General features: G+C 62.1%; 12 protein-coding genes and 2 pseudogenes. 4 read left to right on the top strand and 10 right to left on the bottom strand.

What is annotated here, in order from left to right:
* Positions 1-8: 8 nt before the first annotated feature.
* A complete protein-coding gene (locus APY03_RS01595; RefSeq protein WP_068673284.1) occupies positions 9-1472 on the bottom strand; it encodes an ATP-binding protein in 1464 nt (487 codons plus the stop codon).
* Positions 1473-1499: 27 nt separating this feature from the next.
* Positions 1500-2018, bottom strand: a pseudogene (locus tag APY03_RS43175) (hypothetical protein); the annotation flags it as partial.
* A gap of 67 nt (positions 2019-2085) precedes the next feature.
* Between APY03_RS43175 and APY03_RS01585 the strand changes: the two are divergent.
* From APY03_RS01585 to APY03_RS01570, 4 genes are all read left to right on the top strand, one after another.
* Positions 2086-2460, top strand: coding sequence for a hypothetical protein (locus APY03_RS01585; protein ID WP_068673280.1), 375 nt, complete (start codon positions 2086-2088; stop codon positions 2458-2460).
* Positions 2457-2804 (top strand): IS66 family insertion sequence element accessory protein TnpB, encoded by a 348-nt coding sequence (gene tnpB / locus APY03_RS01580; protein WP_068673278.1) that lies wholly within the window; start codon positions 2457-2459, stop codon positions 2802-2804. The genes APY03_RS01585 and tnpB overlap by 4 nt, the downstream gene beginning before the upstream one ends.
* 91 nt (positions 2805-2895) lie before the next feature.
* Positions 2896-4467, top strand: a complete 1572-nt coding sequence (tnpC, locus tag APY03_RS01575; RefSeq protein WP_180988658.1) for an IS66 family transposase — start codon at positions 2896-2898, stop codon at positions 4465-4467.
* On the top strand, positions 4464-4991 hold the full coding sequence (locus tag APY03_RS01570) for a hypothetical protein (RefSeq protein WP_232062357.1): 528 nt from the start codon (positions 4464-4466) through the stop codon (positions 4989-4991). The genes tnpC and APY03_RS01570 overlap by 4 nt, the downstream gene beginning before the upstream one ends.
* A 45-nt stretch (positions 4992-5036) precedes the next feature.
* Here APY03_RS01570 and APY03_RS45560 read toward each other — a convergent pair whose 3' ends face one another.
* The 8 genes and pseudogenes from APY03_RS45560 to APY03_RS01540 form a co-directional block, all read right to left on the bottom strand.
* Positions 5037-5345 (bottom strand): LysR family transcriptional regulator, encoded by a 309-nt coding sequence (locus APY03_RS45560; RefSeq protein ID WP_083944095.1) that lies wholly within the window; start codon positions 5343-5345, stop codon positions 5037-5039.
* 433 nt (positions 5346-5778) lie between these two features.
* Entirely contained in the window at positions 5779-6477 is a 699-nt protein-coding gene (locus tag APY03_RS01565; RefSeq protein WP_068673274.1) for a dienelactone hydrolase family protein, read from the bottom strand.
* The gene (locus APY03_RS01560) at positions 6470-7657 is read right to left on the bottom strand and encodes a muconate cycloisomerase family protein (protein WP_198161201.1); all 1188 of its coding nucleotides are present in this window, start codon (positions 7655-7657) and stop codon (positions 6470-6472) included. The genes APY03_RS01565 and APY03_RS01560 overlap by 8 nt, the downstream gene beginning before the upstream one ends.
* The gene (locus APY03_RS01555) at positions 7650-8729 is read right to left on the bottom strand and encodes a maleylacetate reductase (RefSeq protein ID WP_068673271.1); all 1080 of its coding nucleotides are present in this window, start codon (positions 8727-8729) and stop codon (positions 7650-7652) included. The genes APY03_RS01560 and APY03_RS01555 overlap by 8 nt, the downstream gene beginning before the upstream one ends.
* A gap of 9 nt (positions 8730-8738) precedes the next feature.
* Positions 8739-9074, bottom strand: a complete 336-nt coding sequence (locus tag APY03_RS01550) for a YciI family protein (RefSeq protein WP_068673269.1) — start codon at positions 9072-9074, stop codon at positions 8739-8741.
* Between the two features lie 13 nt (positions 9075-9087).
* Entirely contained in the window at positions 9088-9306 is a 219-nt protein-coding gene (locus tag APY03_RS45475; RefSeq protein WP_232081406.1) for a hypothetical protein, read from the bottom strand.
* 9 nt (positions 9307-9315) lie between these two features.
* A pseudogene (locus APY03_RS45555) lies at positions 9316-9576 on the bottom strand (MarR family transcriptional regulator); the annotation flags it as partial.
* A 118-nt stretch (positions 9577-9694) separates the two neighbouring features.
* A complete protein-coding gene (locus APY03_RS01540) occupies positions 9695-10642 on the bottom strand; it encodes a Bug family tripartite tricarboxylate transporter substrate binding protein (protein WP_159597437.1) in 948 nt (315 codons plus the stop codon).
* Positions 10643-10651: the final 9 nt, after the last annotated feature.

Below are 10651 nucleotides of genomic sequence, written 5' to 3'. Positions count from 1 at the left end.
TCGTACCGTCACTTATTGCACTGAAAACGAGGAGACCCCAACAGCGAGCCCGCTGGCGCCGGCACCGGTTGGTTGTCCGCGACGACCACATAGTGGCGGTAGCGGCCCTGCTCGGCCAAGGCAAAGGCCACAGGTTCGTCAGAGGCAACATTGAGCATCACCATCCAGCTGTAGCCACGCAGGACGCCTTCCACGGCACGGCGCCAGCGTTCGTCCGTGACCTCGACGACTTCCCCGAGCGTCTGGTGCTTCACCCCCGCAGCCCGCAGCGCCTTGCGGAAATCGGCAACATCGCGTGGCGGTGGCGGCGTCTTCATCCCCTGCAAGGATTCAAGCTCCTCTTGCGCCGCGGTCCTGCGTTGCTGCGCGTCGTCGTAGCTCTTCTCATGCAATCGGATCGCCTCTTGCAATTCGGAAAGCCTTTGCACGAGCGCTGCCTTGGCCGCTCCTCCCTCGATCTTTGCCAGCTCGCGCAGCTCCGCTTCTTCCTGCACCAGTCGCTCGATCGGCCGCTCCGCATCGCGCGCACTCTCCAGCAACTTGTGTGCGTCCTCGCGCGCCTGCGCAGCCGTCGCTCGTGTGCGCTGCGCCGCGACAAACGTGTCATGCAGCGTTGTGAGCTCGCGGCGCTTCACGCCCAGGCGGTGTCGCTCGGCGCTGGCCGCAAGGCGGGATGCATGCAGCTGGCGGCTGGACTTCGTCAACTCCGCCCGATCTTCCGCCCAGGAGAGCACCGGAATCACTTCGGTCGCGAGCCGCTCGCGCTCGGCAAGCTTCAGGCGGTGCTGCTTCCAGCTTTCGACCTCCGCCTGCAGTGTCGCAAGTTGCGCCCGGGTCGTCGTCAGGTCATGGTCCGCTTGCGCGAGTTCGCGCGCAAGGTCCGACTGGTGCTGCTTCGCTTTTTCGTACTCGTCGAGAACCTCCTGGTCGCCGAAGACGTCGAACACGAGCCGCAAGAGCTCGCGGGCGGTGAGTTCGCACAGCCGGTCGGTCTGACCCTGCTCCAAGGACAGGACACGCGCGATTGCGGGAGTCAGACCAGCGGCCGCGAGCCGCCTGCGCCAGGCTTCCACGCCGAGCCATTGAACTTCCTTGTCGGGTCGCGCGAGCAACTGCTCGACCGAACAGTCCCCTTCGGCCAACAGGTACCGACGCTGCCAATCGCCCCCGGCTCGATCGACCCGGCAGGCGAGGGTCACCACATCCGACATCAATAGCGACGACGCGAACGGGCGACTGGAAGACTGGCGTGAGACTGGCTTGTTGTCCACGGTCGCACGCAGCCAGATCTGCTGCGTGTTCGCGTGCCGCGCGTAGGTCTTGTAGGTCCGGCCTCCCGAGCAGTCCAGGCCCAGGAGCGTGCGAAGCGCGTCGAGCAGCGTTGTCTTGCCACTGCCGTTCGGCCCGGCGATGGCAATGATGGCGCCATCCAGCGGCAACTGCACCCGCCGGCAATAGTCCCAGTGCAGCAATTCAACCGTAAGGAGATGGAACACCGCTCAGTCCTTCGCTACATCCGCATCGCCGCTGGCCTGCACTTCGGCCCGAGCATCGGCCTGCCCTTCCGCCTGAGCATCGGCCTGCGCCCGACGCTGCTTCAGGACTTCTCCGAGCGCCCCGTCGAGGATTCGGGGCGCCAGCGCGTCGTAGTCCAGCAACAAGTCCAGGAGAGGGCCTTCACCGATGTCGTCGCCCCGCCGTTCGATGAAGCCATGCCGCTCCAGCTGGCGCAGGTTCGTGTCGAGGCGGGTCTTCTTGCCGAGTTGGACACCGAAGTCGGCCAGGAGGGCCTTGTAGTTCACGACCGGCCCGGCGCTGCGCGCAGTTGGCAGCGGCTTGTGCTGGCCGAACATGTCTCCCTGGTCGATGCCCTCTTGTGTGCTGCGCGTGACCTGCAGTTCCCGCTTTGGCAAGATGATCAACGACCAGAGCACGACAAGGAGCGCGATGCCGTCACGTGGAAGGTCGAGGTTGTTGCTGGCCCCGACGGCAGTCTCCGCAAACGTAAGTGTCCGAGCATCCCCGTCATTGCGCCCCTGGAGTTGATCGCGGAAGGTCGCCGCTCCTGATTTCTTGGAGAGAGCGATGAGCGATGAAGCGACGAAGCCTGCAGGCGCGGGATCGAAGGGCGGCGTGAGGATCGACTGGCGCACGGGCAAGCCGATGGTCAGCCATGACGATGCGTTCTGGCAGGAGCACGAGCGACGCCGCATCGAGCAGGGCATAAGCGTGTCGCAGTACTGCGCTGCGACGGGGCTGGCGCTGACGACGTATCGGCTTCGCGTGGGCGGCAAGAAGCGTCCGGCGCAGACTGCGGCGCCCGCGTTCGTGGCGATCACCAAGCAAGCGGCACCAGCCGACCCAGGCATGGTCGAGGTGGTCGTGCAGGGCATGACCATGCGCCTGGGCGGGGCGGCCGCCGAGCGGGTGCTCTCGCGGGTGCTGGAGCGGCTCGCATGATCCTGTCCTCGGCGATCCGCGCCTACGTGTGCAGTGAGGCGGTGGACATGCGCAAGTCCATTGACGCGCTGTCGCAGATCGTGGCCGCTGGGATGGGGATGAACCCGCTGTCGGGACAGGTGTTCGTGTTCATCGGGCGGCGGCGCGACCGCGCCAAGCTGCTGGTGTGGGACCGTCACGGCTTCTGGGTGCTGTACAAGCGGCTGGAGCGAGGGCGCTTCACGGATCCGGCGCGCCTGGCCGCTGGCGGCATCGCGATGAGCGAGCTGGTGGCCTGGCTCGAAGGCATCGACCTGAGTCGCGCGCGGCGCCTGCAGGCGGTGGAGGCCAGCGCGGTGGTGTGAGTCGCTGCATTTGGAACGCTGGCCGCGATGACGGGCAATCGGCATTTCACCGGTTGCCCGTTGTGCTTTGGGGCCGCGAAGATGCACGTCCATGCAGCTGCTGGCAGCCCCCATCGATCAAGCGAGCCTGCCCGATGACGTGGAGGCACTCAAGGACCTGCTGGTGCAGGCCGCAGCAGCGTTCCAGGCCCTGCGCGAGCAGGCCAATGCCCAGATGCTGTCGCTGGCGGCGCAGCTGGCGGACTTCAAGCGCAAGGTGTTCGGTCAGCGCAGTGAGGCCATCGCCATGCTGCAGCCCGAGCTGTGGTGCGAGCGCGTGGAGATCCCGGTGCCGCCCGAGGCGTTCGAGCAGGTCAAGGGCCACCAGCGTCGCCGCGGGGGCCGTCCGGCCATCGACGAGAAGCTGCCGCGCCGGCGGGTGGAACATGACCTGAGCGAGCAGGAGAAGGCGCAGTTCCAGCGGGTGGTGTGCATCGGCGAGGAGATCAGCGAGACGCTGGAGTACACGCCGGCGCGGCTGGAGGTGCTGCAGCATGTGCGGCGCAAGTACCGCTGCGAGGACGCTGGCGGCGCCAGCACGATCCGCACGGCGTGGGCGCAGGGCTCGCCGCTGGCGCGCAGCAACGCCGGCGCCAGCCTCTTGGCGCACGTGCTGGTGTCCAAGTACGCCGACCACAACCCGCTGGCGCGCATCGAGCGCATCCTGGCCCGCCACGATGCCCAGGTGCCGCGCCAGACGCTGTGCGACTGGACTCTGGGGGCGGCCGAGCTGCTGATGCCCCTGATGCCGCTGCTCAAGCGCCATGTGCTGGGCAGCCCGGTGATCTTCACGGACGACACCACGCTGGCGATGAAGGCGCCGCCCGGCCAGCAGCGGGGCAAGACCATCACGGCACGGCTGTGGGTGTACCTGGCCGGTGGCTGGCTGCCCGATGAGCAGCAGCGATGGCGCCGGGTGGCACCGACCGCGCTGTACGACTTCACCACCGACCGCTCGGGCGAGCATGCACGTCGCATGCTGGGCCAATGGCGCGGCTTCCTGCAGGCTGACGACTACTCGGGCTATGCGCGCAGCTTCGAGTCGGGCATCACGCATGCGGCCTGCCTGGTGCATGCCAGGAGGCGCTTTGCCAAGATCGTGCAGGATGCGCCCAAGGGCTCGCCACCGGGGCTGGCTCACGAGGCGATGAGGTACTTCGCCGAGGTCTATCGGATCGAGGCCGAGATCCGCGAGGCCGACCCTGAGCGCAGGCTGCAAGTGCGCCAGCAGCAGACCAGGCCGCTGATGCAGCAGTTCCACAGCTGGCTGGCCGGGCATGCGCCCACGCTGCTGCCCAAGTCGCCGCTGGGGCAGGCCTTCGGCTACGCGCTGAGCAACTGGCAGGCGCTGAACACCTTCGTGGAGCACGGCATCCTGGAGGCGGACAACAACTGGAGCGAGCGAGCGCTGAAGCCGGTGGTGCTGTCCAGGAAGAACTGGCTGTTCGCCGGCTCCGAGCGCGGTGGGCAGGCTGCGGCCGTGGCCTTCAGCCTGATCGAGACGGCCAAGCTCAACGGGGTGGAGCCGTACGCCTACCTGCGTGACGTGCTGGAGAGGATCAACGGCCATCGCCAGGACCGGCTGCACGAGTTGCTGCCCATGCATTGGAAGCCGGCAGCATGAGCGAGCGGGCACCGCCGATGCAGGACGTGGCGCTGATCGAGTCTCTGGGCCGCGCCACGAGCCTGCAGCTGTACCAGCTGGCGGCGGTGGTCGAGAGGCTGCTGACGGACCCGCGGCGCATCGTGGCTATCCGCCGGGACCTGCACCTGGGGCAGGTGGTGCGCTTCTACGACGATCGCCACGACAAGATGCGGCTGGGACGGGTCATCGAGATGCGCGACACGCAGGTGACCCTGGAGGGCACCGAGGTGCGAGGGCAGTGGAGGCTGCCCTACGCGGCGATCGAGCCGCCCATGCCGGGTGACAGGCCGCAGACGGCCGCCGCGGCGACAGAGCCAAGCCCACCGCGACCCACGCGGGCGGACTTCCACCGCGGCCAGAAGATCTCCTTCACGGATCGCCACCTGCAGGTCCATGTGGGTGTGATCACGCGCTGCAATCCCAAGACGGCCACCGTCTCCACCGGCGACGGCAACTCCTGGAGCGTGCCCTACGGCGCCCTCAGGCACGTACTGGACGTCTGAGGGCGGAAAGCGACGAGCCCGTCAAGCACGGGGATGCTCGGACACTTACCGAGTTCCTGCAGATAACGCCGCAAGGTCAACAGCGAGCGCATCCATCTCTCCGAGGATTGCGCGCGCGCGTGAGAGCACTGTTCGACCCGCTGCGGTGAACTCCGCCGAATGCGCTGACCGCCTGAGTAACTGTGTCCCCAGGCTTTGCTCAAGCTCAGTGACGCGGCGGCTAACCGCTGAGGGCACTAGATTCACCTGCCGTGCCGCGCGGGATAGACTGCCGTGCTCTTCTATCGCGAGGAGTACTCGAAGATTCTGCGGGTTGAGGTGAGCGCGGGCGCTTGTCGGTAAGTGCCTCGTCATACGGGCGTTTGCCTCACCAAAAATATCGAGTTTGCACTCTCTATGTGGTTGGAAGCATAAGGTACAAAACAGTTCCTGAAAGTCGCCAAGCTACGAGCGTCATCATGTCGCAGTGTGGCCCCCTCACAAATTGCGATCTATCCTTCTACTTGCAGATAAGAATGTGAGCGAACCGCCGCGAATTTCTTATCCCGCCGACTTCTGCCTCTGCCTCTGCCTCTGCCTCTGCCTCTGCCTCTGCCTGTGCCTCTGCCTTCTGACTTCGCCTCTGCGTTTACCTGTCGTCTGCTGCCTGCTGCCTGCTGCCTGCTGCCTAGGCTCAGGGAAGCCCGCAAGGCGGGTCAGAACAATGTCGAAGGAACCACATGGTGGTACTTCAGCGCAAAGAGCTAGTTTACCTCTGGCCGCGGACCTAAGCGCGCGTCCACCATTCTTAGCTTACGTTAGCCTTGAGAAAGCTGACCGTGGACTCGAACGATTTCGTCGCTGCGTCAGGTGCATACCCGAATGAGCGAATCGAATTGAAGAATCCGTGACCGGCACCTGCATATACAAGTGTTTCCTGCTGGCCAGGCTTGTTCAAGGCCTTCTCTAGGATTTCCTGAACCGCCGGCGGGATATGAGCATCTTGGTCACCTACATGCACCTGAGTGGGACACTTCAATGAAAAGAGCGACTCCTGATAGTCTTGGACGCGAACTGGGTAGAAGGAAATACAGGCATCGATACCGCCGTTCGCAGCCATGTTAAGCGCAAACTTCCCGCCAAGGCAGAAACCGAGGACACTCACCCGACCATTGCAGCTCGGGTGCGCTCTCAAAGCGTCCACTGCCGCATAGCAGTCAGCGACACCAAGGGTTTCGTCCATCGATTCCCACAAACCGATTGCCTTTGTACGCTCCGCATCGGAATACCCGAGCTCAATGCGAGGGGAGATCTGGTTGAACACGTCCGGAACGAGCACGGCGAAGCCAGCGTCAGCAAATTGCTCGGCCGCCAAGCGCATCGCATTGTTTGCTCCGAAAATTTCGGGCAGCAAAACGATTCCTGGCTGCGGTGAGTCTGCCCTCGACGTGAAGTACCCGTCAAAATCGCCGTGCGCAGAAGGAATTCTGAAGTTAAAGCTATCCATTTTTTCGTGCGTAGAAGTTGATTTTCTCATGGTCAAGCTGGACCCCGAGCCCGATTCCGTCCGGAACGACCACTTCGTAGTCCCGATAGACCGTAGGTGCAGTCGTAAGGTCATCGGCTAACAGCAGCGGACCAATCAGCTCGCATCCCCACGCGAGCTCCGGCAGCGCGCTGAATAGCTGAAGGCCCGCGGCTGTCCCGATGGAACTCTCTAGCGCCATGCCACCGTAAATCGGAATCCCGGCAGCCTCAGCCACACCCGCGGCCTTGTACGCTCGACGGATGCCACCACCCTTGGCGATTTTTACGCCATACACGTCAGTCGAACAGGCCTTGAAGGAGGCGTATGCATCATGGCTGTCCCAAAGACCTTCATCGGCAGCAATGGGAATATCCAGGCGCGCTGCGACCCGCGCCATACCTTCATGGTTCCACCGCGGAAGTGGTTGCTCGATCAACCCAAAACCCGCCCTCTGCAATCTGGGCAGCAGGCGCATGCAAGTCGGTTCGTCCCAAGCTTGATTGAGGTCTACCGTGAACACGGCGGCGGCGTCGATCTTCCATACAGCTTCGGCCGTTTGAATCGCGCGGGCCGTCTCCTCCAAAGGATCCCCCATTCCGATCTTAAGCTTGAAGGTTCGATGCTTTTTCGCCTCGAGTTGCCGCTCCGCGTCTGCAACGTCGTATGAGAGATCACCGGACGCTAAAGCCCACAGTACAGGAATCGAAGATCGTGCCCGTCCACCGTAAAGCGCGCTGACCGGTACACCGTACAACTTGCTCACAGCGTCATGCACGGCGACATCGACCGCCGCTTTGGCAAAGTTGTTTCTGGCTGACGCACGGTCCATCGCTTTGAGAATTAACTCGTGAGAAAAGACATTGACGCCCCGCACGGCCGGCGCTAGGTATCTATCTATGATCTCCTTGATGGTCTCGCTGCATTCACCACCCCAGAAAGCAGTGCCGGCGGGGGTTCCGCCCTCGCCATAGCCGACGGCACCACTACTGGTTCTCAGAGTAACCATTACGAGCGACTGTGTCCCGTGCGTTCCACTGGAGTGGTTGTGAACTTTCTTCAGTGGCAGATCGACGATTTGAGTTTCAATCGACTCGATGGTGTCGGTCGGCGCTCCACCGGTTTGTGCACCTAAGGTTTGTTGGCTGGACATGTTATGCATGCGGAGAATTTGATTGATCCGGACGCACACCGCCCCATGCGTTCCTGAGCAGCTTTTCGATGGCGCCAGCACTGAGCGGCACTGGGTTCGCATATGGCTTGCTCATTACGGCCTGAACAACAACAGGAATGTCCGATTCAGCCATGCCGAGGTCCTTCAAAGCGACTGTGGCGCCGCTGCTCTTGGTCATGTCGTACAGCTTGGCCGGCACGTCGCCGCCTCCAAGTGCACGCTCCATAATCTTGAGTGCGTCTGTCACGGCAGGCGTGTTGTAAGCGAGAGCATGCGGGAGTACCACCGCGTGTGTCTCGGCATGAGGAAGATTTAAAGTTCCCCCTAACGTATGACAAAGCTTGTGGTGCAGTCCCATGGAGGTGGACGCCAGACAAATCCCGCACAGCCATGATCCATACAGCGCGCTCGCACGAGCGTCCAGATCGGCTGGATCTGACTTGATGCGCGGAAGACTGTCGTATAGGGCAGTAATTCCCTCTGACGCCATCAACGATACAATCGGATTGCAATCCTGCGCATAAAGCGCCTCAGCGGCGTGGGCTAAAGCATTTAAGCCGCTCGCAACAGACATTAAGGGCGGAAGAGTGAGCGTCAGCTCAACGTCGTAGACAACGGTTTCCGGCAGCACTCTAAGTGTCCGCTGCGTCGTCTTTACTCCGTTTTCGGTTTGCCCCAGTATTGGTGTCATCTCCGAGCCGGCGTAAGTCGTCGGCACCACGAGCTGAGGTAGATCGGTGTGCAGTGCAATTGCCTTAGATAGACCGATGGACGACCCACCACCAATGGCCACCACCCCGTCTATAGCTTGCTCTTGCACAAGCTCCAGAACACGGGCCGTAACATCAGTGGGTGTGTGCATGGCAGCGCCCGAAAAGGTCGCCGCGTGCAAATCACCAAGGCGAGCCTTCACGCGGTCGGCATCCGCAGTCTGCTGTGAGGTGGAGACAACCAGAACTCGCCGGCAGCCAAGGGCCTCGACCTCCCGCTTCAATGCGGATATCGTCCCACGGCCGAAGACTACCCGGCTGGCTAGGCCCTGATATGTGAAGTCAGGCATCGCAGGGGCTCAAGCAACTGAGTCGGCGTAGAGCGGACTGTCATCGGTGGGAATATTGAACTTCCCGTCGAACACCGCTCGAATCCAAGGCTGAATGAACACCACAGCTCGCAAACCTGCTTTGGTGAACGGGTCGTCATCTACGAACTTCCGGGCTTCAGCCATATCAGCCACTTTCACCACGTAACTGCCTCCTTTAACAGATTTCCCGTCATCGGTGAATGTGGCCCCTGCAGCAAGCACCTTTGCAGCATTCACTTCCATATACTTGCGGTGCTCGGATACGACAGCTTGCCTCTTAGAGGCGGTACCTGGGAGATCCTGAAAGAAGATTGCGACGTACATATTTTCTCCAGTGTTAATTCGATGAGACATCGGCCGGCGGCCGCGTTTCGGGATCGGCATCGGCATTGGCAAGATCTGGGATGGAACTTGCCAAAAGCTTGAGCAGCGCTCGAAGCGAGCCCATCTCCACCACGCCCATCCGCTCAGCCCATTCGTTCTCGATGCGTTTACCAATGTCTGTTGCGATGCGCATCATTTCGATACCTTTGGGAGACATCTGTACGATGTTCACTCTCCGGTCGGACGGATCCTTGCGAATCTCCAAGTATCCGAGGGACACCAATGAGTCGACCAAATAACCCATACTCTGTTTTGCCATCCCAGCGCGTCTGGCCAAATCCGACACAGAGGCGCCCACCAACGGCAAGTGCCTAAATACAGCGCCATGAGCTTCCCGTATTTCTGGGTATCCCGACGTCGCGAGCGCCTTATAGACCCGTGATGCCTGAGCCTCGAAGGGGATTCGCAGCAGAGAGCTGAGAGTTCCCGTCAGAGAGCCCATCGTTGCATTAGGATCCGGGGCCCATGCGAGGCCGTCTTCAGTTGAGGGTGATGGTTTCATAGGTTCTTGCCTTCATCGCGACGCTCTCTTTACGGACCCAAGGCGAGCAGGAGCCGGGCTATTCCGCCCTCGCACCTGACCTGCGGACAGCCTCGCCCCACTTGATGCGCTCGCTCTCCATATAAGAGGAGAACTCGTCTGAACCGAGCCAAGTGATCTCGTTACCACTGGTGCGCGCGAAGGTCTCGAATTTTGCTGAGCGGATCGTGCTTTGCAGGTGAGCCTCCAGTACGCGAACAATCTCGTCCGGCGTGCGCCGTGGAACCACGTAGCCATACCAGGCTACGGCACTGAAGTGCCTTAGACCGGACTCGCTAACTGTCGGAATGTCCGGTGCAATGCCGAGCCTCTTAGCGGAAGTAACAGCGAGAGCCTTGAGCTTGCCGCTGCGAACCAACGGCAACGTTGCGGTGGGCGTCACGAACGCCAGCTGGACGTGTTCGCCGACAGCTAGGGAGAGCGGGTCGCCCGCTGCAACATGAAGAAGATCAACGCCTGCGCGCGCGTTCAGCATGGCGCCAGCCAGATGCCCAGTACTCCCGACCGCATACGTTGCGAAGGTAAGTTTCCGGGGATTTGCTCTCGCGTAGGAAAGCATGCCGGGAAAATCGCTGAAGGGCATGTGATTTCCAGCCACGATGACGTTCGCAGCGGACGCCACCATGCCGACCGCGCGAAACGCCTTGTCCGGCTCGAGTGAAGAACTCGCATACAGCGTTGGATTGATTGCCACGTTCGGCGTAGCCGCCATCAGCAATGTGTAGCCATCGTGTGGGCTACGAGAGGCCAGCTCAGTGCCCACCGTTCCGCCTGCTCCCGGCCTGTTCTCCACGAGAACAGGCTGCTTCAGACGCTCGGCAAGTCCCTCTGCGATTAAACGAGTGAGTGAGTCGCTCGCCGTACCTGCAGCAAAGGGCACAACGATACGGACTGGCTTCGTTGGGTAAGCATTCTGCTGCGCAAAAGTGCCGACGCTCACCAAACCGGCGCCAGTGCCCAGCAGCAATTTACGTCT

Origin of the sequence: Variovorax sp. WDL1 (assembly GCF_001541225.1) — a bacterium.
Lineage (GTDB): Bacteria > Pseudomonadota > Gammaproteobacteria > Burkholderiales > Burkholderiaceae_C > Variovorax.
Note: the sequence above shows the minus strand (reverse complement) of the source record. Positions and strands in the feature narration are given on the sequence as shown.